Genomic DNA, 22943 nt, shown 5'->3' on the forward strand with positions numbered 1-22943 from the left:
TTGTTCGCCTGCTGTTTATCTACAGGCAAAAAACCTTTCCATGAACCTGCTCAAGTCGTTGGCCGCTGTCAGCTCTATCACCATGCTTTCCCGGGTTCTGGGGTTCGTGCGCGATACCATCATTGCGCGCACATTCGGCGCCGGCATGGCGACGGACGCCTTTTTCATCGCCTTCAAGCTGCCCAACCTGCTGCGTCGCATCTTTGCCGAGGGGGCTTTTTCCCAGGCCTTTGTGCCGATCCTGGCGGAATACAAAAGCCAGCAGGGTGAGGAGGCGACCCGGACCTTTATTGCCTATGTGTCCGGCCTGCTGACCCTGGTGCTGGCGCTGGTGACGGCGCTGGGGATCATCGCCGCGCCCTGGGTGATCTGGGCGACGGCGCCAGGTTTTGTCGACACCCCGGAAAAATTCACGCTGACCACCGATCTGTTGCGCGTGACCTTTCCTTATATATTGCTGATCTCGTTGTCCTCCCTGGCGGGGGCGATCCTCAATACCTGGAACCGCTTTTCGGTCCCGGCGTTCGTGCCGACGTTGCTGAACGTCGCCATGATCGTCTTCTCGGTATTCCTGACGCCTTATTTCGATCCGCCGGTCATGGCCCTGGGCTGGGCGGTTCTGGCGGGTGGCCTGGCGCAGCTGCTGTATCAGCTGCCGCACCTGAAAAAGATCGGCATGCTCGTGCTACCGCGCCTGAACCTGCGCGACACCGGGGTCTGGCGGGTGCTGAAGCAGATGCTGCCGGCCATTCTCGGGGTCTCGGTGAGCCAGATCTCGCTGATCATCAACACCATCTTCGCCTCGTTCCTGGTGGCCGGCTCGGTGTCCTGGATGTATTACGCCGATCGCCTGATGGAACTGCCTTCAGGGGTTCTGGGGGTGGCGCTGGGCACGATCCTGCTGCCGACGCTGGCCAAGACTTACGCCAACAAGGACCGGCATGAATATTCGCGGATTCTCGATTGGGGCCTGCGCCTGTGCTTCATGCTGGTGCTGCCTTGCGCGCTGGCCCTGGGGATTCTGGCGGAGCCATTGACGGTGTCGCTGTTCCAGTACGGCCAGTTCAGCGCTTTCGATGCCTCGATGACCCAGCGTGCGCTGGTCGCGTATTCGGTCGGGTTGCTCGCGATCATTGTGATCAAGGTGCTGGCACCGGGTTTCTATGCCCAGCAAAACATCCGTACCCCGGTGAAAATCGCGATTTTCACGCTGATCGTCACGCAACTGCTGAACCTGGCGTTCATCGGCCCGCTGAAACATGCGGGCCTGGCGCTGGCGATCAGCGCCGGGGCCTGTATCAACGCGGGTTTGCTGTTCTATCAGCTGCGCAAGCAGCAGATGTTCCTGCCGCAACCTGGCTGGGGCAAGTTTGCCCTCAAGCTGATCGTCGCGGTGAGCGTGATGTCGGCGGTGTTGCTGGGGCTGATGCAGTTCATGCCGGCCTGGGATCAGGGGAATATGCTCGCACGCTTCCTGCGTCTGGGTGTGCTGGTGGTGGCGGGCGTGGTGGCCTATTTCGGCATGCTGGCGTTGTTCGGCTTCCGTCTGCGCGACTTCAATCGCAAGGCGTTGCACTGAGGTCCTGAGGCACTTGGACGCCGGCGAGGCAGTGGTTTTGTCGGTTCGATCACTTTGGCGCGTGCTGTTGCCTGTCACCGGCCGTCGGGTGTGGTTATAATCGACCACTTTATGAGCAAGAAGCGCGTTATGCAGCTGGTCCGAGGCCTCCACAACCTGCGCCCCCAGCATCGGGGCTGTGTCGCCACTATTGGCAACTTCGACGGTGTTCACCGTGGCCACCAGGCTATCCTGGGCCGGCTGCGCGAGCGTGCGCTTGAGTTGGGCGTGCCCAGCTGCGTGGTGATATTCGAGCCGCAGCCGCGCGAGTTCTTCGCTCCGGATACCGCCCCGGCCCGCCTGGCACGCTTGCGCGACAAGCTGCAGCTGCTGGCCGAGGAGGGCGTCGACCGGGTCCTGTGCCTGGCGTTCAACCAGCGCTTGAGCAAGCTCAGCGCCAGTGAGTTCGTCGAGACCATCCTGGTCGACGGCCTGGGTGTACAGCATCTGGAAGTCGGCGATGACTTTCGTTTTGGCTGCGACCGGGTCGGTGACTTCGATTTCCTGCAAAAGGCCGGTATCACCCACGGGTTTACCGTCGAGGCCGCGCAGACCGTCGAACTGGATGGCCTGCGCGTCAGCAGCACCCAGGTCCGCAATGCACTGGCGGCTGCCGATTTCGTATTGGCCGAGCGTCTGCTCGGTCGCCCGTTCCGCATCGCCGGGCGGGTCCTGCACGGGCAGAAGCTGGCGCGCCAGTTGGGTACGCCAACCATCAATGTGCAGCTCAAGCGCCGTCGCGTACCGTTGTCCGGGGTGTACCTGGTCGATGTCGATATCGACGGCAAAACCTGGCCGGGCGTCGCCAATATCGGCGTGCGGCCGACGGTAGCAGGTGATGGCAAGGCCCACCTGGAAGTCCATCTTTTAGATTTTGCCGGCGATCTGTATGACCGGCGTTTGACGGTGGTTTTCCACCACAAGCTGCGTGAAGAGCAGCGTTTCGCCTCTCTGGAGGCGCTGAAGACGGCGATCAACGCGGATGTCGCCGCCGCCCGTGCCGAAGTTGCACGTATCCATAGCGCCAATCGCTAATGAAGAGCCTTAAATGACCGACTATAAAGCCACGCTAAACCTTCCGGACACCGCCTTCCCAATGAAGGCCGGCCTGCCTCAGCGCGAACCGCAGATTCTGCAGCGCTGGGACAGCATTGGCCTGTACGGTAAGTTGCGCGAAATTGGCAAGGATCGTCCGAAGTTCGTACTTCATGACGGTCCGCCCTACGCCAACGGCTCGATTCACATCGGTCATGCGGTCAACAAGATTCTCAAGGACATGATCATCCGCTCGAAGACCCTGGCGGGCTTCGACGCGCCTTATGTTCCGGGTTGGGACTGCCACGGTCTGCCGATCGAGCACAAGGTCGAGGTCACCCACGGCAAGAACCTGTCCTCGGACAAGACCCGTGAGCTGTGCCGTGCCTACGCCACCGAGCAGATCGAAGGCCAGAAAGCCGAGTTCATCCGCCTCGGCGTGCTGGGCGACTGGGCCAACCCGTACAAGACCATGGACTTCGCCAACGAGGCCGGGGAAATCCGCGCCCTGGCGGAAATGGTCAAGGGCGGTTTCGTGTTCAAGGGCCTCAAGCCAGTGAACTGGTGCTTCGACTGCGGCTCGGCCCTGGCTGAAGCGGAAGTCGAGTACCAGGACAAGAAGTCCTCGACCATCGACGTGGCCTTCCCGATCGCCGACGAAGACAAGCTGGCCGCTGCCTTTGGCCTGGCCAAGCTGAGCAAGCCGGCTTCGATCGTGATCTGGACCACCACTCCATGGACCATCCCGGCCAACCAGGCGTTGAACGTTCACCCTGAGTTCAACTACGCCCTGGTCGACGCTGGCGACAAGCTGCTGGTGCTGGCCGAGGAGCTGGTGGAGTCCTGCCTGGCTCGCTACAACCTGGAAGGCTCGGTCATCGCCACCGCCCCGGGTTCGGCGCTGGAGCTGATCAACTTCCGTCACCCGTTCTACGATCGTCTGTCGCCGGTGTACCTGGCTGAGTACGTCGAGCTGGGCGCTGGTACCGGCGTGGTTCACTCCTCGCCAGCCTACGGCGAAGACGACTTCGTGACCTGCAAGCGTTACGGCATGGTCAACGACGACATCCTCAACCCAGTGCAGAGCAATGGCGTGTACGCCACCTCGCTGGAGTTCTTCGGCGGCCAGTTCATCTGGAAGGCCAACCCGGCCATCGTCGACAAGCTGACTGAAGTCGGTGCGCTGCTGCACACCGAAACCATCAGCCACAGCTACATGCATTGCTGGCGCCACAAGACCCCGCTGATCTACCGCGCCACCGCGCAGTGGTTCGTCGGCATGGACAAGCAGCCAACCAGCGGTAACACCCTGCGCCAGCGTGCGTTGCAGGCCATCGAAGAGACTCAGTTCGTGCCGGCCTGGGGCCAGGCGCGCCTGCATTCGATGATCGCCAACCGTCCGGACTGGTGTATCTCCCGTCAGCGCAACTGGGGCGTGCCGATCCCGTTCTTCCTGCACAAGGAAAGCGGCGATCTGCACCCACGCACCGTCGAGCTGATGGAAATCGTTGCCAAGCGTGTCGAGCACGAAGGCATCGAAGCCTGGTTCAAGATGGACGCGGCCGAGTTGCTGGGCGACGAAGCCTCGCAATACGACAAGATCAGCGACACCCTGGACGTCTGGTTCGACTCCGGTACCACTCACTGGCACGTGCTGCGCGGCTCGCACCCGATGGGCCACGCCAGCGGCCCGCGTGCCGACCTGTACCTGGAAGGTTCCGACCAGCACCGCGGCTGGTTCCACTCGTCCCTGCTGACTGGCTGCGCGATCGATGGCAATGCGCCGTATCGCGAACTGCTGACCCACGGTTTCACCGTCGACGAGAACGGTCGCAAGATGTCCAAGTCCCTGGGCAACGTGATCGCGCCGCAGAAGGTCAACGACACCCTGGGCGCCGACATCATGCGCCTGTGGGTCTCGGCCACCGACTACTCCGGTGAAATGGCGGTTTCCGACCAGATCCTGCAGCGCAGCGCCGACGCCTACCGGCGTATCCGCAACACCGCGCGCTTCCTGCTTTCCAACCTGAGCGGCTTCAACCCGGCCACCGATATCCTGCCGGCCGAAGAAATGCTCGCCCTGGACCGTTGGGCCGTGGACCGCACCCTGCTGCTGCAGCGCGAGCTGGAACTGCACTACGGCGAGTACCGCTTCTGGAACGTCTACTCCAAGGTGCACAACTTCTGTGTGCAGGAGCTGGGCGGTTTCTACCTGGACATCATCAAGGACCGCCAGTACACCACTGGCGCCGACAGCAAGGCCCGTCGTTCGTGCCAGACCGCGCTGTTCCACATCTCCGAAGCGCTGGTGCGCTGGATCGCGCCGATCCTCGCCTTCACCGCCGACGAGCTGTGGCAGTACCTGCCGGGCGAGCGCAACGAGTCGGTCATGCTCAACACCTGGTACCAGGGCCTCAGCGAGCTGCCGGAAGGCTTCGAGCTGGACCGTGCCTACTGGGAGCGGATCATGGCGGTCAAGGTCGCGGTCAACAAGGAAATGGAAATCCAGCGCGCGGCCAAGGCCGTCGGTGGCAACCTGCAAGCCGAAGTGACCCTGTACGCCGAGGAAGCGCTGAGCGCCGACCTGGCCAAGCTGAGCAACGAACTGCGCTTCGTGCTGATCACCTCCACCGCCAGCGTCGCGCCTTTCGCGCAGGCACCGGCGGATGCGGTGGAAACCGAAGTCGCCGGCCTCAAGCTGAAAGTGGTCAAGTCGAGCTTCGCCAAGTGCGCCCGTTGCTGGCACTGCCGTGAAGATGTCGGCGTGCACCCCGAGCACCCGGAAATCTGCGGTCGCTGCGTCGACAACATCAGCGGCGCAGGCGAGGTTCGTCACTATGCCTAATGCCACGGGCCGTTTCGGCCGTCTGGGCTGGCTGTGGTTGAGCGTGCTGGTCCTGGTCATCGACCAGGCCAGCAAGCTGCACTTCGAAAGCTCGCTGTCGATGTACCAGCAGATCGTGGTGATCCCGGATTACTTCAGCTGGACCCTGGCCTACAACACCGGCGCGGCATTCAGCTTCCTGGCGGACAGCTCGGGCTGGCAGCGCTGGTTGTTCGCCCTGATCGCGGTGGTGGTCAGCGCGGTGCTGGTGGTCTGGCTCAAGCGCCTGGGGCGCAACGAAACCTGGCTGGCGGTCGCCCTGGCACTGGTGCTGGGCGGCGCGCTGGGCAACCTGTATGACCGCATCGCCCTGGGCCATGTGATCGATTTCATCCTGGTGCATTGGCAGAACCGCTGGTATTTCCCGGCGTTCAACTTTGCCGACAGCGCCATCAGCGTAGGTGCGGTGATGCTTGCGCTGGATATGTTCAAAAGCAAGAAAACCGGAGAAGCCGTTCATGACTGAACAGGTATTGGCTGAACAACGCATCGGCCAGAACACGGAAGTCACTTTGCATTTCGCATTGCGCCTGGAGAACGGCGACACGGTGGACAGCACCTTCGACAAGGCCCCGGCGACCTTCAAGGTCGGTGACGGCAACCTGTTGCCAGGTTTTGAAGCGGCCCTGTTCGGCTTCAAGGCGGGTGACAAGCGTAACCTGACCATCGAGCCGGAAAACGCCTTTGGCCAGCCGAACCCGCAAAACGTGCAGATCATCCCGCGTTCGCAGTTCCAGGATATGGAGCTGTCCGAAGGCCTGCTGGTGATCTTCAACGATGCGGCGAATACCGAGCTGCCAGGCGTGGTCAAAGCTTTTGATGACGCCCAGGTGACGGTTGATTTCAACCATCCGTTGGCCGGTAAAACCTTGACCTTTGATGTCGAGATCATCGACGTTAAAGCGCTGTAACTAACGAAACCAGCCTGCTGTAGGAGCGAGCTTGCTCGCGAAGTTCTTCAACGATAACGCTGGCATTCAGGATGAGCGCGGCGTCTTTGAGTTCTTCGCGAGCAAGCTCGCTCCTACAGGGCAAGACACGAGGCACAGCATGCAAATCAAACTCGCCAACCCCCGTGGCTTCTGCGCTGGCGTGGACCGCGCGATCGAAATCGTCAATCGCGCCCTGGAGGTCTTCGGGCCGCCGATCTACGTGCGTCATGAAGTGGTGCACAACAAATTTGTCGTCGAAGACCTGCGCGCTCGCGGCGCGATCTTTGTCGAAGAGCTGGACCAGGTGCCGGATGACGTCATCGTGATCTTCAGCGCCCACGGCGTTTCCCAGGCCGTGCGCAGCGAAGCGGCGGGCCGTGGCCTGAAAGTCTTCGATGCGACCTGCCCGCTGGTGACCAAGGTGCATATCGAAGTGGCGCGCTATAGCCGCGACGGCCGCGAATGCATCCTGATCGGCCATGCCGGCCACCCGGAAGTCGAAGGCACCATGGGCCAGTACGACGCCAGCAATGGAGGCTCGATCTACCTGGTGGAGGACGAGCAAGACGTCGCCGAGCTGCAGGTGCGCAATCCTGAAAAGCTGGCGTTCGTTACCCAGACCACCTTGTCGATGGACGACACCAGCCGGGTCATCGATGCCTTGCGCCAGCGTTTCCCAGCGATTGGCGGGCCGCGCAAGGACGACATCTGCTACGCCACGCAGAACCGTCAGGACGCGGTCAAGCAACTGGCCGACGAGTGCGATGTGGTACTGGTGGTGGGCAGCCCGAACAGCTCCAACTCCAACCGCCTGCGTGAGCTGGCCGAGCGCATGGCCACCCCGGCGTACCTGATCGACGGCGCCGAGGACATGCAACGCAGCTGGTTCGACGGCGTCGAGCGCATCGGCATCACCGCCGGGGCTTCGGCTCCCGAGGTGCTGGTACGGGGCGTGATCGAGCAGCTGCACGCCTGGGGCGCCACCGGCGCCGACGAACTGGCCGGCCGCGAAGAAAACATCACTTTCTCCATGCCCAAAGAGCTGCGCGTTCGCTCCCTGCTCTGATCAGCCCCGCCTGTCGCATAACGCCTGCGTGGCCTTGTCGCTGCGCAGGCTGACCCGCCCACTGCGGGAAAGCACCACCTGGTGCTGGCTCGTTCCCGGATCGGCCGCGCAGATGTGCAGCGTCCCGGCCTGAAAGGCGCCGCTGGGCAACTGCGGATCGCCCAGGCCACTGAAGCGCACGAAATGCTCCACCGGGCGATTGCCGACAATCGCCACCCGGGCGTCCCCCCGGCGTTCAAGCAATACCGGGTTATCGCTGTCCTGCGAGCCCTCGCCGCTGATATCCAGAATGATCCGCCAGCCTTGGCTCCAGTCATCGTTCAACCCGTGAATCACGGTTCGCTGCTGACGCAGGATGGCTTCGGTGCGGGCATTGCGAATGCTGCTGGCAAGCATCTGTGCGGCATCCAGCCGGCGTGTCGACTGGAACAACTCCCCGAATGAGGTGGTGGCGAACAGCATCAGCAGGCTGGCAAGCGCCAGGCCCACGATTATTTCGATCAGGCCGAAACCCTTCTGCGACATGGTTCTCCCTCCATGGAGTGCGCCAGGTCCGGACAATCCTTGCCCGGCCATTGAGCAAAACCTCAAACCCTCGGTCTATGAAGGTTCGAAGTGCCAGAGCCAGTTATAGCCGCTGGCCGCTCAAGGGGATGGCATGCGTCACCGTACAGAAGGTTTCACGCTGATCGAATTGCTGGTGGCCCTGGCAGTTTCGGCGGTTTTGTTGACCCTGGTGGCTCCCGCGTTCAGTCAGATGGCGCAGCGCTCCAAGGCCGACAGCGACATCAGCGAACTGCTGCGCAGCTTGAATTACGCGCGTCTGGAGGCGATCGACAGCGGCTTGCCGGTTCACCTGCGCCCGGCCGCGGTCGATTCGGACTGGAGCCGGGGGCTGTCGATTTATCAAGGCGACGGACCGGCGACGAATGTATTGCGGGTTGTTCCCGCGGTCAGTCGCGGCGCCCGGCTGACGCTAACCTCTGAATTCGACAGCATTGGCTTCAACGCGTTGGGCGGTGTATCGGCAGCGGTCCCGCCGGTCATGACTTATGTGCTGGGCGAGCAACACAGGACGATCACGCTGTGCCTGAACGGACGGATAGCGGTAAACGGGGAGTGCAAATGACGGGCAGGAGCGTGCAGGCCGGAATGACGCTGATCGAGGTGCTGGTGGCGGTGCTGATTCTCGGCGTCGGCCTGCTCGGTGCGGCGGCGGTCCAGCTCAATGCCCTGCGCTACACCGACAGTGCATTGATGACCAGCCAGGCCAGCTTCATCGCCTATGACATGCTCGATCGCATCCGCGCCAACAGCGCCGCGGACTACACCGTGGCAGCTCCCGAGGCCGGCAATTTCGGTGTGGTTCGGGACCAGGACCTCTATGACTTCCAGCGCAATGTCGAGAGTTTCGGCGGGCCGACCGCCGAGGGCCATATCAGCCTCAAGCAGGGCGTGTTCACCATCAGCATCACCTGGGACGACGCCCGTGCCGCCCATGTTTCTGCCCAGCCTGCTGAAGGCTCCCGCAGTTTTGTCCTGAGCAGCCGGGTGGCGGTGGATCCGGGGAGCAAGCCATGAGACGCGGGAACAGCGGTTTCGGTCTGATCGAAATGCTGGTGGCGCTGGCGTTGAGCCTGATCGTGGCCTTGGGTGTGACGCAGATTTTCATCTCGGCCAAAAACACCTATGTCAGCCAGAACGCTTCGGCCAGCCTGCAAGAGGATGCGCGCTTCGTGCTGAGCAAGATGATCCAGGAGATACGCATGGCCGGCATGTTCGGCTGCCTGCAGAGCATCGCCGATGCCAGCATTGCCGCGGACTTCGCCGGCCATGCGCAAACGCCGATCCGCTGGGACAACGCCAACCACCGGCTGACGCTGGTCACGGCCGATATCGGCGACAGCGGTGGCGCCCCGACCTGGACCGTGCTGAGCGATTGCCGCAATAGCGCCACCGCCTACACCGGCGCCCGCAAGGCCCCCTCGGGGCAGCAGGCGTTTGCGGTGCGGCGCCTGGTGTACAGCTTGAAGGACGATCAACTGCTGATGGGCACCGGCACTGGCTCCGGCCAGGCGGTGCTGGTGAACAATGTCAGCGCGTTCGACGTGTCGTTCGGCATCGCCAGCACCGCCACGGATGTCGCGGCCTCCAGCTATAGCCGTGATCCCGCAGACCCGGCACGGATCCGCAGCGTGCGCTTGAGCCTGACCCTGAGCGATCCCCAGGCGCGAGTGCGGCCGCAGACGTTCAATGTGGTGGCCGCCTTGCGCAATCGCCTGTTGTGAGGGAGTTGCCGATGACTTCGTATCGAACGGCTCCCGGGGCGCAGCGCGGCATGGCGCTGTTGATGAGCCTGGTGTTCCTGTTGCTGCTGACCTTGATCGGCATTTCGTCGATGCAGAGCGCGACCTTGCAGGAAAAGATGGCCGGCGGCCTGTGGCTGCGCAATCAGTCGTTCCAGGCGGCGGAGATGGCGCTGCGCATCGGTGAGAGCGCGGTGCAGCAGGACAGTTATGTATTGGCGGCCTGTAGCGGCGGCCAGTGCGCGCCGCCCGGCGAGTCCGCGGCTGTCGGTGCCGCGGGCCACAACAGCCATTCGGGCGTGACCTGGATCGCCACCGATAACGGTTTTTACGCTGTGCAGAACCTCGGTACGACGCTGGGGGCAGTCCATGTGCCGAGCAACGTTTCCGCGACCCTGTACCGGGTGACCGCTGTCGGGCTGGCCGGCCACTCGCGCAGCGTGCTGGAGAGCATTTATGCCAAGTATTGAAAGGCCTGGGGGATTGCTGGCTGGTGCTTTGCTGGGCCTCTATCTGAGTGCTCCGGCCTATGGCTTCAGCCCGGCGCAGGCACCTTTGGCGAACGCGGCGGCGGTGGCACCGAATGTGATGCTGCTGCTCGACGATTCGCAGAGCATGAACAGCGTCGTCTATGCCCCGGGCTTCGATCCCGGGCTGGCGCGGGCGCCGGTCAGGCCGTGCCGGATGCAGGCGGGCGAATGCCTGGCCGGAGCCAGTCCGAGCGCGGATTCGCTTACTCTCTCAACGCTGAGCCAGGCGGACTGCGCCAGCGGTTATGTCGGTTTCTACCGCGACCATGCCCGGCCACAGTGCCTCAAGCTGCCTGATCCCGCGGGGAACGGCCGCACCCGTTATTCGGCTGCCTATTTGGCTTACCTGCTGGCCCTGGCCGATGGTCGCGACCGGGATTTCACCGATGGCTCGATTCCCGCTCAGGACCGGATGACCCTGGTGCGTGAGGCCGCCAGCAAGCTGGTGGCTGACAACCGCGCGCTGCGCATTGGCCTGGCGAGCTTCAACCCGCCAGCGGGCGGCGATCTGGCGCCGGGTGGGCGTATCGTGCGCGCCATCAGCGATCTGGCACCGGTCGGCGATCAGGTCAGCCGGGCTCAGGCTGACGACAATTACCGGGTATTGCTGTCCGCCATCGGCGGGCTCAGGGCCTCGGCCGAGGCGCCGCTGGCGGAAACCTATTACGAGATCAGCCGTTATTTTCGGGGGCTGACGCCTTACTACAACCGCACGCCCTCTACCTATGGCAGCCCGATCCAGTATCGCTGCCAGCGCAATTACGGCCTGGTGGTGACCGATGGCCTGCCCAGTTACGACCACAGTTTTCCCTCCCGTGAACCCCAGGGGGCGAGCAGCCTGCCAGATTGGGATGGGGTGCCCAATGACGGCATTGATCCTGGCGGCAACGAGGAGGGCAGCAGCCTGTATCTGGATGACATCGCCAAGCTGGCGGTGGATATCGACATGCGCGCGGCAGGCCTGGATATCGCGGGGAAAAGCTGGGATTCGGCGGGCTTCGCGCAGCAGCACATGAACACTTACACCATCGGTCTCAACGCGCAGTACCCCATGCTGGCGGATGCGGCGAACTATGGCCGGGGCAAGTTCTACCCGGTGACCGACAAGGCTGGGCTCGACGCCGCACTGGCCTCGGCCCTGGGCGAGGTTTCAGCTTCCGCCGCCCAGGCGGGCAGCGCCACGGCGGGGGCCGCCGGGCTGGCCAGCGGTTCGAGTTATTTCCAGGCGTCTTATGACCCCGTCGATTGGCACGGCACCATCAGGGCGTATGGCATCAGCCCCGCTGGTGCGGTCGACACCCGTACGCCGCTGTGGAGCACGGACTCGACCCTGGTTGCCGATGCGTCGCCGGGGATCTTCCAGACCTGGAACAGTGCCTCCCGAACCGCCGTTGCCTTGCGCCATGACCAATTGTCCGGCGCGCAGCAGGCCGCGCTCGCCCAGAACCTGCCGCCCGGCACCACCGCGGCCGATCTACTGGCCTGGAGCCAGGGGAGTAACCGGGCTGGGCTCAAGGTGCGTACCCGCCTGCTGGGGGACATCGTCAACTCGCCGCTGGTCATGGCGGCGCCGACCGCGCAGGACGCCGCCGACCTGCAGGGCGACAGCGACTACAGCGCCTACCTGGCGAGCAAGGCCCAAGGCATGACCCCGAGCCTGTTGGTCAACGCCAATGATGGCCTGCTTTCGCTGATCGACCCTGAGAATGGCCGGCGCCGCTACGCCTATATGCCCTCCAGTGCCTTGCCGCTGCTGCATCACATCGCCGACCCCGGCTATGTCAACGGGGAGCGTCACCGATTTTTGGCCGATGGCCCGGTGGCGGTCTTCGATGCCCAACTCGGCACGGCCTGGGCAACCCTGGCGCTGGCGGGCACCGGGGCCGGCGGCAAGGTGTTTTACGCAGTGCAGCTGTATGGCCAGGCCGGCAATACGCCTCAGGCGCTGTGGGAAATCGCCGCGCCTGAGGTTGCCGATAACAGCCACCCGTTCAATGACCTGGGTTATGCCTACGCCCGCCCGGAAGTGGCACGCTTGGCCGACGGGCGCTGGGCGGCCTTTGTCGGCAATGGCTATGGCAGCCATTCCGGGGTCGCCGCCCTGTATGTGGTGGATATTCGCGATGGCTCGCTGATCAGGAAAATCCCGGTCGATGGCAATGGGCAGGAGAACGGCCTGTCCTCGGTGAAGGTTCGGGTGGACAGCCAGAATGTGGTCCAGGCGGCCTATGGCGGCGACCTCCAGGGCCATCTGTGGAAGTTCGATTTGAGCGGTTCGGCGCCGGACAGCTGGGGCCCGGCCTTTGGCGGTGCTCCGTTGTTCAGCGCTCCGGGTGGCGCGAGCCAGCCGATCACCGCGCAGCCGTTGCTGGTGGATCATCCCGAGGGCGGCAAGCTGGTGCTGTTCGGCACCGGCAAGCTCAGCGAGCTGGCCGACAAACGCAGCAAGGATGCCCAGGGCTTTTACGCGGTCTGGGATGCCCCGGCTGGTACGGGCAGCATCACCGTGGCTGACCTGCAGGCGCAAGCGATCACCGGGCTGTTTGCCGGCAGCGCGGGCTCCTATATCACCAGCACCCAGGCGGACGTCAGTTATCCGGCCGAGCAGGGCTGGTACCTGCCGCTGGGGGAGGCGTCGAGTGGCGAGCGGGTCATCAATCAGGCCACGCTGGTGGCGGGTCGCATTGTTTTCAGCACTGCTGCTGTCGAGGCGGGCGACCCTTGTTCCAGCGCCGGCAACGGCAAATTGGTCGAGCTGGACGCATTCAGCGGTAAGATGCTCGATGACGCGGTGCTCGACACCAATGGCGATGAAGTGGTCGATGGTCTGGATACGCCTTCCAGCGGTGTCATCTTTACCGGCGGCATTCCTGCATTGAGCGCTGTGCTTAATCGCGCTACCCGCAAAATCGTCAGCGATTCCAGCGGCGGTATCGCCTCCCTGGTCGAGAAACCGGGCGGTGGCAGCCGCCGCATCATGTGGCGACAAATACAGTAAGTGAGAGTGAGGCATGCGTAGATCCAACCAAGGTTTTACCCTGATCGAAATCATGATCGTGATTGCGATCATCGGGCTCGTTGTCACCCTGAGCCTGCCCAGCATCACCGAGTACGTGAAGAAAACCCATCGCACGCAGATTGCCGGCCTGCTGTCGGAACAGGCGCAGAGCCTCGAGCGGTTTCATTCCAAGGGCGGTGTCTACAGCAACGCTCCGGGCCTCAGCGCCGGCAACGATGACTACAGCATCACGCCAGTCCTGGCCGACCAGAGCTTTACCCTGACCGCGACGCCGAAAACCGAGAGCATGATGGCCGGCGACAAGTGCGGCGAGTTCACCCTTAGCCACACCGGTGCCATGGGCAACAACAATATGGCCGACGGGGTGACCAGCAAAGATTGCTGGGGGCGCTGAACAACCTTTTCGGGCGCTGGCGGCGCCCGGTGTTTTCATTTCCTGGACTGGACTATGGCAAAGCAACAGCAAGTGGTGATTGTCGGCGGTGGCGTGATCGGCCTGCTGACCGCGTTCAACCTGGCGTCCGCCGGGCAGCAGGTGGTGCTGCTCGAACGCTCGAATGTCGGCCAGGAATCCTCCTGGGCCGGCGGCGGGATCGTCTCGCCGCTGTACCCCTGGCGCTACAGCCCGGCGGTCACCGCGCTGGCGCATTGGTCGCAGGATTTTTATCCACAGCTGGCCGAACGTCTGTTCGCCACCACCGGTGTCGATCCCGAAGTGCACACCACCGGTCTGTACTGGCTGGACCTCGACGACGAGGCCGAAGCGCTGGTCTGGGCCCGGCGGGAGCAGAGGCCATTGAGCGCTGTGGATATCTCGGTGGCCCATGACGCGGTGCCGGTGCTGGGTGGCGGTTTTTCGCGGGCGATCTACATGGCCGACGTGGCCAACGTGCGCAACCCGCGCCTGGTCAAATCGCTGAAGGCCGCCCTGTCGGCGTTGCCAGCGGTGACCCTTCACGAGCAGTGCGAAGTCAGCGGGTTTATCCGCGAAGGGGAGCGGGTGCTCGGGGTGCAGACCTCACTGGGCGAAATCCGTGGCGATCAGGTGGTGCTGGCGGCAGGGGCCTGGAGCGGCGAATTGCTCAAGAGTCTGGGTCTGGCATTGCCGGTGGAACCGGTCAAAGGCCAGATGATCCTCTACAAGTGCGCGTCGGATTTTCTTTCCTGCATGGTCCTGGCCAAGGGGCGTTACGCGATTCCCCGGCGCGACGGTCACATCTTGATCGGCAGTACCCTGGAGCACGAAGGCTTCGACAAGACCCCAACCTCGTCGGCCTTGGAAAGCCTGAAGGCTTCGGCCATCGAGTTGATCCCGGCGCTGGCGCAGGCCGAGGTAGTGGGACATTGGGCGGGGTTGCGCCCAGGTTCGCCCGAGGGCATTCCCTATATCGGCCCGGTGCCCGGGCTGGCGGGGCTGTGGTTGAACTGCGGGCATTACCGCAATGGCTTGGTCCTGGCGCCCGCGTCCTGCCAGCTGTTCACCGACCTGATGCTGGGCCGGGAGCCGATCATCGACCCGGCGCCTTATGCGCCCAGTGGGCGAATTTAATCCAGGCCGAGTTTCTTCAACCGGTAGCGCATCGAACGAAACGACAGACTCAAGCGCTGGGCCGCCGCCGTGCGGTTCCAGCGGGTGTGCTCCAGGGCCTGGAGGATCAGTCGGCGCTCGACTTCTTGCAGATGTTTCTCAAGGTTGATCACCTGTGCCGGGCCGGGCGTGATGGCCGGGTGGGCGCCGTTGGGCGTCAGGCGCAGGTCGCGTGCTTCGATCCGCCGGTTCTCGCACAGGGTGTGCGCCCGTTCGAGCAGGTTCTCCAGTTCGCGCACGTTACCGGGAAAGTCGTAGCCCTGGAGTGCCAGCAACGCACCTGGCTGAAGCCGTGCCAGTTGTTGGTCGTTACCCTGTGCCAGGCGCTCGAGGATGGCGGTGGCCAAGGGTTCGATATCAACCTTGCGCGCCCGTAGCGGTGGCACCGGCAGCTCGATCACGTTCAGGCGATAGTAGAGATCCTGGCGAAAGTGCCCGGTGTGCACTTCCGCCTGCAACGCCTTGTGAGTGGCGCAGAGAATGCGCACATCGACCTGGACCTCCTGCTGCCCACCGACGCAACGTACCGCCTTCTCCTGCAGCGCGCGGAGCAATTTGACCTGCATCGCCAGCGGCAGATCGGCCACCTCATCGAGAAACAGCGTGCCGCCGTGCGCCGCCTGGAACAGGCCGGGCTTGTCTTCGATAGCGCCGCTGAAGCTACCTTTGCGATGGCCGAAAAACTCGCTCTCCATCAGTTCCGGTGGGATGGCCCCGCAATTGACCGGCACGAAGGCGTGGCTGGCTCGAGGACCCAGATCGTGGATCGCGCGGGCGACCAGTTCCTTGCCGCTTCCGGACTCTCCGCTGATATAGACCGAGGCCTGGCTCCGGGCCAGTTTGCCGATTTGTTCGCGCAGCTTGTGCATGGCGGCCGAATCGCCGAGCAATGGGCCGGTGGCAGGGTTCGGTGGTGTCGATCCGGGCAGGGAGCCATTCAGCAGCTCGCGCAAGCGCGCCAGGGCCACGGGTTTGCTCAGGAAGTCGATGGCGCCGGCCTTCAGGGCGTGGATCGCGGTTTCCTGGCGGGCGCAGGTGCTGAGTATTGCCAGCGGCATGCGCAGCTGACGGCACTGGATATGCTCGAGTAATTCCAGCCCCGTGCCGTCGGGCAAATGCAGGTCGCTCAGGCACAGGTCGAAGCCTTCCCGCGCCAGCCAGTGACGCGCTTCGCCCAGGGTGCGGGCGCTGCGGGTATGGCGTTGCATCCGGCCGAGGCTGATTTCCAGATATTCGCGAATGCCTGGATCGTCATCGACGATCAAGACTTTTTGTCGTGGGCTCATGCCGCTTACTGCTTCATCCGTGAACGAAAGAGGTGCGAGAGCACCCGCCATCCTGGCGTGTCGTGAAGTCTAGGCAGGCTTGAGGTCGTTGGCCCGCTCAAGGCCGGGCGGTGCGGGGCCGTTTGGTCGGATTCAAGATGACGCGCAGGGTAATAGCCCCGATTTGCCGAGGGTTGCCGGCCGGAAGCGAGGTGAGGAGGGGCGGTGGCTTTTTTGTAGCGAATTATTCAGCGGTGCAAACAACGTGCTTTTGACGTCATATGCACCGCTGCGGTCGAGGTTCAGCGATCGCGGGAGATCGGACCTTGCTCCAGGTGCGTCTGGCTGCAATACCACTGTTGCTCGAGGCTCAGCGCCCGGTCGCGGGGCAGGTGCACGCCGCAGTGGGCACAACGCACCATGGGCGTGGTGCTGGGTTCGCGGGGCGCAGCGGTGCCGGAGGCGGGCTGCTTGAATTTGCGCCAGAGCCATACCGCAGCGGCAATCAGGGCGATCCAGAACAGTAGACGAAGCATGGTAGCCAGCTATGTGAGTGAGGAACCGGCAGTTTAGCCAAGGTCATGCCGGGCGCACAGTGCAATCAGCGCTGAAATCCACGGACAAAAAAAGGGAGACTCGAAAGTCTCCCTTTTTTGTGACCGCGGCGGTGTCAGTCGAACACGCCGAAGGTCATGTAGCTGAACCACGAGCGGTCGCTGTTGTTGCCTTCGGCTTCATGCTGTTCTTCTTCGACAGCGTCGCCATTGGCGTCTTTAGGCTTGAGCTCGGCCGGAATCGCATCCTTGGCGTCCTGGTATTGCTTCATCACGTCCTGGTTGGCGCGGGTTTCTCCCGGCGGCAGCGGTGGACGGGACTCGATCAGGCCCAGGGTGGCCTTGCTCAGCCAGGAGCGGTTGTCCGCCTCGGCGACCCGTGGCACGAACTGGCCGTCGACCAGAGTCGGGTGATCGGGGTAGTTGAGCTTCAGGGTTTCCAGGCTGGTGGCGGCCAGTTCGTCCAGGTGCAGACGCTGGTAAGCCTCGGTCATCACCGCCAGACCATCGGCCACCGACGGGGTTTCCTGGAAGTTTTCCACCACGTAGCGGCCACGGTTGGCGGCGGCTACATAGGCCTGACGGGTCAGGTAGTAGTCGGCCACGTGGATTTCGTAGGAGGCCAGCAGGTTGCGCAGGTAGATCATGCGCTGCTTGGCGTCCGGCGCGTAGCGGCTGTTCGGGAAACGGCTGGTGAGCTGGGCGAACTCGTTGTAGGAGTCGCGCGCGGCACCCGGGTCACGCTTGGTCATGTCCAGCGGCAGGAAGCGCGCCAGCAGGCCGACGTCCTGGTCGAAGGAGGTCAGGCCCTTGAGGTAGTAGGCGTAGTCCACGTTCGGGTGTTGTGGGTGCAGGCGGATGAAACGCTCGGCGGCGGACTTGGCGGCCTCCGGCTCGGCGTTCTTGTAGTTGGCATAGATCAGTTCGAGCTGTGCCTGATCCGCGTAGCGACCGAACGGATAACGCGACTCCAGGGCCTTGAGCTTGGCTGTGGCGCTGGTATAGCTGTTGTTGTCCAGGTCGGTCTGCGCCTGCTGGTACAGCTCGACCTCGCTCAGGTTTTCGTCAACGACTTCCTTCGATGAGCAAGCAGCGGTCAGTGCGAGGATGGCGATCAGCAGCAGGTGTTTCACTTGCATGGCGGCTTGCGTCCCTATGACGGCCGCTGTCTTGGGCGGGGCCGTCCTGTTATGATGAGCGCCCCGTTGAAAAGCCTCGGGGCAAAAGACGCCGTATTTAACCACAAGCGCGCAGCCGAAACCAAAGGCTGTGCCGACGCCTAGTCTGAGCATGTCCGATAAAATTGAACTTCGCGCAGAGGTGCCGTCCGAACTGGGCGGCCAACGCCTCGATCAAGTCGCCGCCCAATTATTCGCTGAGCACTCGCGCTCGCGCCTTTCCGCCTGGATCAAAGACGGCCGCCTGACTGTGGATGGAGCGGTTATCCGCCCGCGAGACATCGTCCATGGCGGCGCGGTTCTTGAGCTGACCGCCGAGCAGGAAGCTCAGGGAGAATGGATCGCTCAGGACATCGAACTGGATATCGTCTATGAAGACGACGACATCCTGGTGATCAACAAGCCTGCCGGCCTGGTGGTCCACCCCGCCGCCGGTCACGCCGATGGCACGTTGCTCAATGCCCTGCTGCACCATGTCCCGGACATCATCAACGTGCCGCGCGCCGGCATCGTCCATCGCCTGGACAAGGACACCACCGGTCTGATGGTGGTGGCCAAGACCATCCAGGCGCAGACCCAGCTGGTTGCCCAGTTGCAGAGCCGCAGCGTCAGCCGCATCTATGAATGCATCGTGATCGGCGTGGTCACCGCCGGCGGCAAGATCAATGCACCGATTGGCCGGCATGGCCAGCAACGCCAGCGCATGGCGGTGATGGAAGGCGGCAAGCCGGCCGTCAGCCACTACCGCGTGCTGGAGCGTTTCCGTTCCCATACCCATGTCCGGGTGAAGCTGGAAACCGGGCGGACCCACCAGATCCGTGTGCACATGGCCCATATCAACTATCCGTTGGTCGGCGATCCGGCCTACGGTGGCCGTTTCCGCATTCCGCCCGCCGCGAACCCGACCATGGTCGAATCCCTCAAGCACTTCCCGCGTCAGGCGCTGCATGCGCGGTTCCTTGAGCTGGATCATCCGACCACCGGCGAGCGCATGAGCTGGGAATCGCCGCTGCCGGAAGATTTCGTCTGGCTGCTGACCCTGCTCAAGCAGGATCGCGAGGCTTTCGTCGGATGAGTGACTGGCTGATTCCTGACTGGCCCGCGCTGGCCGGGGTCAAAGCCTGCGTCACCACCCGTGCGGGCGGCGTCAGCCTGGCGCCGTTCGACAGCCTCAACCTGGGCGATCATGTCGATGACAACCCAGAGGCGGTGGCCGAAAACCGCCGTCGCCTGACCGATCGTTTCTCTATAAAGCCAGCCTGGCTGAAACAGGTTCACGGTATTGATGTGGTCGAGGCGGATCCGTCCGTCGTCGCCACCGCCGATGCCAGCTGGACCGCCACGCCCGGCATTGCCTGTAGCGCCATGACCGCCGATTGCCTGCCAGCGCTGTTCTGCGACCGCGCCGGTACTCGGGTGGCGGCGGCCCATGCCGGTTGGCGCGGGCTGGCGGCCGGGGTGCTGGAAGCGACGCTCGATAGCCTGAAAATCGCGCCAGAGGATGTATTGGTCTGGCTGGGGCCGGCCATTGGTCCGCAAGCCTTCGAGGTCGGACCGGAAGTGCGTGACGCTTTCGTCCGGCACTTGCCACAGACCGAACAGGCCTTTGTACCGAGCCACAACCCCGGCAAGCTCATGGCTGATATCTATACGCTGGCCCGCCTGCGCCTGGCGGCATGCGGCGTCACCGCCGTATATGGCGGCGGTTTCTGCACCGTGAGCGATCCGCGTTTCTATTCCTACCGCCGCAGCCCGCGCACCGGGCGCTTCGCTTCCCTGATCTGGCTGGAACGCTAGACTCTTCTGACCTGTGTCAAGCTCGCAAGGCTTGAATCTTCCAGAATCGACCGCATCTACAGGGGTATCTGGCAGGTTTCTCTATTTAGGTGTGTCCATCGCTCCGACCTGCTCAAAAGGAAGGTGACTAATGCGTATAGACCGATTAACCAGCAAGCTTCAGCTGGCGTTATCCGATTCTCAATCCCTGGCGGTCGGCCTCGACCATCCGGCCATCGAGCCCGCGCACTTGATGCAGGCGCTGCTCGAACAGCAAGGCGGTTCGATCAAGCCGCTGCTGATGCAAGTGGGCTTCGACGTGAACAGCCTGCGCAAGGAACTGAGCAAAGAGCTCGACCACTTGCCAAAAATCCAGAACCCCACCGGCGACGTGAATATGTCGCAGGATCTGGCGCGCCTGCTGAACCAGGCCGATCGCCTGGCGCAACAGAAAGGCGACCAGTTCATCTCCAGCGAGCTGGTGCTGCTGGCGGCCATGGACGAAAACAGCAAGCTCGGCAAGTTGCTGCTGGGCCAGGGCGTCAGCAAAAAAGCGCTGGAAAACGCCATTAATAACCTGCGTGGTGGCGAGGCGGTGAATGACGCCAACGTCGAGGAGTCGCGTCAGGCCCTGGATAAATACACCGTCGACCTGACCAAGCGCGCCGAAGACGGCAAGCTCGACCCGGTGATCGGCCGTGACGACGAAATCCGCCGGACCATCCAGGTGCTGCAACGCCGGACCAAGAACAACCCGGTGCTGATCGGTGAGCCTGGCGTGGGTAAAACCGCGATTGCCGAAGGCCTGGCCCAACGCATCATCAACGGCGAAGTGCCGGACGGCCTGAAAGGCAAGCGCCTGCTGTCCCTGGACATGGGCGCGCTGATCGCTGGCGCCAAATACCGTGGCGAGTTCGAAGAGCGCCTGAAATCCCTGCTCAACGAGCTGTCCAAGCAGGAAGGGCAGATCATTCTGTTCATCGACGAACTGCACACCATGGTCGGCGCCGGCAAGGGCGAAGGTTCGATGGATGCGGGCAACATGCTCAAGCCAGCCTTGGCTCGGGGTGAGCTGCACTGTGTCGGCGCCACCACGCTCAACGAGTACCGCCAATATATAGAGAAGGACGCGGCCCTCGAGCGGCGCTTCCAGAAAGTCCTGGTGGACGAGCCGAGCGAAGAAGACACCATCGCCATCCTGCGCGGCCTGAAAGAGCGTTACGAGGTGCACCACAAGGTGGCGATCACCGACGGCGCGATCATTGCCGCGGCCAAGCTCAGCCATCGCTACATCACCGACCGGCAACTGCCGGACAAGGCGATCGACCTGATCGACGAAGCCGCCAGCCGTATCCGCATGGAGATCGACTCCAAGCCGGAAGTGCTGGACCGTCTGGAGCGGCGCCTGATTCAACTGAAGGTCGAATCTCAGGCCCTGAAGAAAGAAGACGACGAAGCGGCGATCAAGCGCCTGGAGAAACTCCAGGAGGAAATCACCCGCCTGGAGCGCGAATACGCCGATCTGGAAGAAGTCTGGACCTCGGAGAAAGCCGAAGTGCAGGGTTCGGCGCAGATTCAGCAGAAGATCGAGCAGTCCCGCCAGGAGCTGGAAGCCGCGCGCCGCAAAGGCGACCTGAACCGCATGGCCGAGTTGCAGTACGGGGTGATCCCGGACCTGGAGCGCAGCCTGCAGATGGTCGACCAGCATGGCCAAAGCGAAAACCAGCTGTTGCGCAGCAAGGTGACCGAAGAGGAAATCGCCGAAGTCGTGTCCAAGTGGACCGGTATTCCGGTGTCGAAGATGCTCGAAGGCGAGCGTGACAAGCTGCTGAAGATGGAAAGCCTGCTGCACCAGCGTGTCATTGGCCAGAACGAAGCCGTGGTGGCGGTAGCCAACGCAGTGCGGCGTTCTCGCGCCGGGTTGTCCGATCCGAACCGGCCAAGTGGTTCGTTCATGTTCCTCGGCCCGACCGGTGTGGGTAAGACCGAGTTGTGCAAGGCGCTGGCCGAATTCCTTTTCGATACCGAAGAGGCGATGGTACGGATCGATATGTCCGAGTTCATGGAGAAACACTCCGTGGCTCGCTTGATCGGTGCGCCTCCAGGCTACGTCGGCTACGAAGAGGGCGGTTACCTGACCGAGGCGGTGCGGCGCAAGCCTTATTCGGTGATCCTGCTGGACGAGGTCGAGAAGGCCCACCCGGACGTGTTCAACATCCTGCTGCAGGTGCTGGAAGACGGCCGCCTGACGGACAGCCACGGGCGTACCGTGGACTTCCGTAATACGGTGATCGTCATGACCTCCAACCTGGGCTCGGCACAGATCCAGGAGCTGGTGGGGGATCGCGAAGCACAGCGGGCGGCGGTGATGGATGCGGTGTCGACTCATTTCCGTCCGGAGTTCATCAACCGGATCGACGAAGTGGTGATCTTCGAGCCATTGGCCCGGGATCAGATCGCCGGCATCACCGAGATCCAGCTGGGACGCCTGCGCAGCCGCCTGGCCGAGCGCGAGCTTAAGCTGGAGCTGAGTGGCGAGGCCTTGGACAAACTGATTGCCGTGGGTTACGACCCGGTCTATGGCGCGCGTCCGCTGAAACGGGCGATTCAGCGCTGGATCGAGAACCCATTGGCGCAGTTGATTCTGTCCGGCAGTTTCCTGCCGGGGGCCACTGTGACGGCCAAGGTGGAAAACGACGAAATCGTCTTCACCTGAGCCCGATAGGGCGTCGTTGTGAAGGAGGCCTCGCATTGCGAGGCCTTTTTTTGCATAGGGCGTTGAACTGTAAGGCAAAGGCTTGTAAAGTGCGCCCCGCAGTACGTCACCCCAAGGCTTTTTCCTCCCTGAGGAAAAAACTGAAATAAGTTGCAAATCATTGTCTTGAAAGCAATTTAGGGGGTTGACAGAGGTTTTTAAGATTGTAGAATAGCGCGCCTCAGAGACATGAACGTAGCGATACGGACCAGGTCGACGAGGAGGCTTCTAGAAATAAAAGCCTGCTGTAAAGGTTGTAAAATTGAAATGTTCAGTTCCGTGATAGCTCAGTCGGTAGAGCAAATGACTGTTAATCATTGGGTCCCAGGTTCGAGTCCTGGTCACGGAGCCAATTTCAAGCCGGGGTATAGCGCAGTCCGGTAGCGCGCCTGCTTTGGGAGCAGGATGTCAGGAGTTCGAATCCCCTTACCCCGACC

20 protein-coding genes and 2 tRNA genes are annotated in these 22943 nt (G+C 62.9%); 18 read left to right on the forward strand and 4 right to left on the reverse strand.

Annotated features, from left to right (window positions below):
• The first annotated feature begins 40 nt into the window (after positions 1-40).
• From murJ to ispH, 6 genes are all read left to right on the forward strand, one after another.
• Positions 41-1579 (forward strand): murein biosynthesis integral membrane protein MurJ, encoded by a 1539-nt coding sequence (murJ, locus tag AC07Y9_RS27500; protein WP_087091944.1) that lies wholly within the window; start codon positions 41-43, stop codon positions 1577-1579.
• A gap of 129 nt (positions 1580-1708) precedes the next feature.
• On the forward strand, positions 1709-2653 hold the full coding sequence (gene ribF, locus AC07Y9_RS27505; RefSeq protein ID WP_007924736.1) for a bifunctional riboflavin kinase/FAD synthetase: 945 nt from the start codon (positions 1709-1711) through the stop codon (positions 2651-2653).
• Between the two features lie 13 nt (positions 2654-2666).
• On the forward strand, positions 2667-5498 hold the full coding sequence (gene ileS, locus AC07Y9_RS27510) for an isoleucine--tRNA ligase (RefSeq protein WP_102681398.1): 2832 nt from the start codon (positions 2667-2669) through the stop codon (positions 5496-5498).
• Complete coding sequence (gene lspA, locus AC07Y9_RS27515; RefSeq protein WP_009045705.1) at positions 5491-6003, forward strand: signal peptidase II; 513 nt, start codon at positions 5491-5493, stop codon at positions 6001-6003. Before ileS ends, lspA begins: the two co-directional genes overlap by 8 nt.
• A gap of 7 nt (positions 6004-6010) precedes the next feature.
• Entirely contained in the window at positions 6011-6448 is a 438-nt protein-coding gene (gene fkpB, locus AC07Y9_RS27520; RefSeq protein WP_172833189.1) for an FKBP-type peptidyl-prolyl cis-trans isomerase, read from the forward strand.
• A gap of 139 nt (positions 6449-6587) precedes the next feature.
• Entirely contained in the window at positions 6588-7535 is a 948-nt protein-coding gene (gene ispH / locus AC07Y9_RS27525; RefSeq protein ID WP_085534619.1) for a 4-hydroxy-3-methylbut-2-enyl diphosphate reductase, read from the forward strand.
• On the opposite strand, the gene AC07Y9_RS27530 is transcribed toward ispH, so the two are convergent.
• Complete coding sequence (locus AC07Y9_RS27530) at positions 7536-8060, reverse strand: GspH/FimT family pseudopilin (RefSeq protein ID WP_102681399.1); 525 nt, start codon at positions 8058-8060, stop codon at positions 7536-7538.
• A 133-nt stretch (positions 8061-8193) separates the two neighbouring features.
• On the opposite strand from AC07Y9_RS27530, the gene AC07Y9_RS27535 reads away from it, so the two are divergent.
• Genes AC07Y9_RS27535 through thiO form a run of 7 tightly spaced genes read left to right on the forward strand, consistent with a single transcriptional unit; the run spans position 8194 to position 14939 of the window.
• Positions 8194-8664, forward strand: a complete 471-nt coding sequence (locus AC07Y9_RS27535) for a GspH/FimT family pseudopilin (protein ID WP_102681400.1) — start codon at positions 8194-8196, stop codon at positions 8662-8664.
• Positions 8661-9116 carry a type IV pilus modification protein PilV gene (gene pilV, locus AC07Y9_RS27540; RefSeq protein WP_007924729.1) on the forward strand — a complete coding sequence of 152 codons (456 nt, stop codon included), beginning with the start codon at positions 8661-8663 and terminating at the stop codon, positions 9114-9116. The genes AC07Y9_RS27535 and pilV overlap by 4 nt, the downstream gene beginning before the upstream one ends.
• Positions 9113-9823 carry a PilW family protein gene (locus AC07Y9_RS27545; RefSeq protein WP_102681401.1) on the forward strand — a complete coding sequence of 237 codons (711 nt, stop codon included), beginning with the start codon at positions 9113-9115 and terminating at the stop codon, positions 9821-9823. The genes pilV and AC07Y9_RS27545 overlap by 4 nt, the downstream gene beginning before the upstream one ends.
• An 11-nt stretch (positions 9824-9834) precedes the next feature.
• Positions 9835-10311 (forward strand): pilus assembly PilX family protein, encoded by a 477-nt coding sequence (locus AC07Y9_RS27550; protein WP_256581005.1) that lies wholly within the window; start codon positions 9835-9837, stop codon positions 10309-10311.
• A complete protein-coding gene (locus AC07Y9_RS27555; protein ID WP_102681403.1) occupies positions 10298-13369 on the forward strand; it encodes a pilus assembly protein in 3072 nt (1023 codons plus the stop codon). Before AC07Y9_RS27550 ends, AC07Y9_RS27555 begins: the two co-directional genes overlap by 14 nt.
• A gap of 13 nt (positions 13370-13382) precedes the next feature.
• Complete coding sequence (locus AC07Y9_RS27560) at positions 13383-13784, forward strand: type IV pilin protein (protein WP_007924724.1); 402 nt, start codon at positions 13383-13385, stop codon at positions 13782-13784.
• Between the two features lie 54 nt (positions 13785-13838).
• Positions 13839-14939 carry a glycine oxidase ThiO gene (thiO, locus tag AC07Y9_RS27565; RefSeq protein WP_102681404.1) on the forward strand — a complete coding sequence of 367 codons (1101 nt, stop codon included), beginning with the start codon at positions 13839-13841 and terminating at the stop codon, positions 14937-14939.
• Here the strand turns inward: thiO and AC07Y9_RS27570 are convergent.
• From AC07Y9_RS27570 to AC07Y9_RS27580, 3 genes are all read right to left on the reverse strand, one after another.
• Positions 14936-16264 carry a sigma-54-dependent transcriptional regulator gene (locus tag AC07Y9_RS27570; protein WP_102681405.1) on the reverse strand — a complete coding sequence of 443 codons (1329 nt, stop codon included), beginning with the start codon at positions 16262-16264 and terminating at the stop codon, positions 14936-14938. The genes thiO and AC07Y9_RS27570 overlap by 4 nt on opposite strands.
• A 281-nt stretch (positions 16265-16545) precedes the next feature.
• Positions 16546-16779, reverse strand: a complete 234-nt coding sequence (locus tag AC07Y9_RS27575) for a PP0621 family protein (protein ID WP_053262728.1) — start codon at positions 16777-16779, stop codon at positions 16546-16548.
• A gap of 134 nt (positions 16780-16913) precedes the next feature.
• Positions 16914-17936, reverse strand: coding sequence for an outer membrane protein assembly factor BamD (locus AC07Y9_RS27580; RefSeq protein WP_007924720.1), 1023 nt, complete (start codon positions 17934-17936; stop codon positions 16914-16916).
• A gap of 151 nt (positions 17937-18087) precedes the next feature.
• Here AC07Y9_RS27580 and rluD point away from each other — a divergent pair, with 151 nt between their 5' ends.
• From rluD to AC07Y9_RS27605, 5 genes are all read left to right on the forward strand, one after another.
• Complete coding sequence (gene rluD / locus AC07Y9_RS27585; protein ID WP_007924719.1) at positions 18088-19050, forward strand: 23S rRNA pseudouridine(1911/1915/1917) synthase RluD; 963 nt, start codon at positions 18088-18090, stop codon at positions 19048-19050.
• Positions 19047-19772: a peptidoglycan editing factor PgeF gene (pgeF, locus tag AC07Y9_RS27590; protein WP_102681406.1), complete on the forward strand. Its 726-nt coding sequence runs from the start codon at positions 19047-19049 to the stop codon at positions 19770-19772. The genes rluD and pgeF overlap by 4 nt, the downstream gene beginning before the upstream one ends.
• A gap of 130 nt (positions 19773-19902) precedes the next feature.
• Complete coding sequence (gene clpB, locus AC07Y9_RS27595; protein ID WP_102681407.1) at positions 19903-22467, forward strand: ATP-dependent chaperone ClpB; 2565 nt, start codon at positions 19903-19905, stop codon at positions 22465-22467.
• A gap of 315 nt (positions 22468-22782) precedes the next feature.
• Positions 22783-22858 (forward strand) — tRNA-Asn (locus AC07Y9_RS27600).
• A 9-nt stretch (positions 22859-22867) separates the two neighbouring features.
• Positions 22868-22941 (forward strand) — tRNA-Pro (locus tag AC07Y9_RS27605).
• Positions 22942-22943 lie beyond the last annotated feature (2 nt).

Source organism: Pseudomonas sp. GW456-L12, assembly GCF_059424045.1.

Bases quoted from the DNA above. Each gene is read 5' to 3' on its own strand.
- murJ (WP_087091944.1), top strand. From the start codon at position 41: ATGAACCTGCTCAAGTCGTTGGCCGCTGTCAGCTCTATCACCATGCTT.
- ribF (WP_007924736.1), top strand. From the start codon at position 1,709: ATGCAGCTGGTCCGAGGCCTCCACAACCTGCGCCCCCAGCATCGGGGC.
- ileS (WP_102681398.1), top strand. From the start codon at position 2,667: ATGACCGACTATAAAGCCACGCTAAACCTTCCGGACACCGCCTTCCCA.
- lspA (WP_009045705.1), top strand. From the start codon at position 5,491: ATGCCTAATGCCACGGGCCGTTTCGGCCGTCTGGGCTGGCTGTGGTTG.
- ispH (WP_085534619.1), top strand. From the start codon at position 6,588: ATGCAAATCAAACTCGCCAACCCCCGTGGCTTCTGCGCTGGCGTGGAC.
- AC07Y9_RS27530 (WP_102681399.1), bottom strand. From the start codon at position 8,060: ATGTCGCAGAAGGGTTTCGGCCTGATCGAAATAATCGTGGGCCTGGCG.
- AC07Y9_RS27535 (WP_102681400.1), top strand. From the start codon at position 8,194: ATGCGTCACCGTACAGAAGGTTTCACGCTGATCGAATTGCTGGTGGCC.
- pilV (WP_007924729.1), top strand. From the start codon at position 8,661: ATGACGGGCAGGAGCGTGCAGGCCGGAATGACGCTGATCGAGGTGCTG.
- AC07Y9_RS27545 (WP_102681401.1), top strand. From the start codon at position 9,113: ATGAGACGCGGGAACAGCGGTTTCGGTCTGATCGAAATGCTGGTGGCG.
- AC07Y9_RS27550 (WP_256581005.1), top strand. From the start codon at position 9,835: ATGACTTCGTATCGAACGGCTCCCGGGGCGCAGCGCGGCATGGCGCTG.
- AC07Y9_RS27555 (WP_102681403.1), top strand. From the start codon at position 10,298: ATGCCAAGTATTGAAAGGCCTGGGGGATTGCTGGCTGGTGCTTTGCTG.
- AC07Y9_RS27560 (WP_007924724.1), top strand. From the start codon at position 13,383: ATGCGTAGATCCAACCAAGGTTTTACCCTGATCGAAATCATGATCGTG.
- thiO (WP_102681404.1), top strand. From the start codon at position 13,839: ATGGCAAAGCAACAGCAAGTGGTGATTGTCGGCGGTGGCGTGATCGGC.
- AC07Y9_RS27570 (WP_102681405.1), bottom strand. From the start codon at position 16,264: ATGAGCCCACGACAAAAAGTCTTGATCGTCGATGACGATCCAGGCATT.
- AC07Y9_RS27575 (WP_053262728.1), bottom strand. From the start codon at position 16,779: ATGCTTCGTCTACTGTTCTGGATCGCCCTGATTGCCGCTGCGGTATGG.
- AC07Y9_RS27580 (WP_007924720.1), bottom strand. From the start codon at position 17,936: ATGCAAGTGAAACACCTGCTGCTGATCGCCATCCTCGCACTGACCGCT.
- rluD (WP_007924719.1), top strand. From the start codon at position 18,088: ATGTCCGATAAAATTGAACTTCGCGCAGAGGTGCCGTCCGAACTGGGC.
- pgeF (WP_102681406.1), top strand. From the start codon at position 19,047: ATGAGTGACTGGCTGATTCCTGACTGGCCCGCGCTGGCCGGGGTCAAA.
- clpB (WP_102681407.1), top strand. From the start codon at position 19,903: ATGCGTATAGACCGATTAACCAGCAAGCTTCAGCTGGCGTTATCCGAT.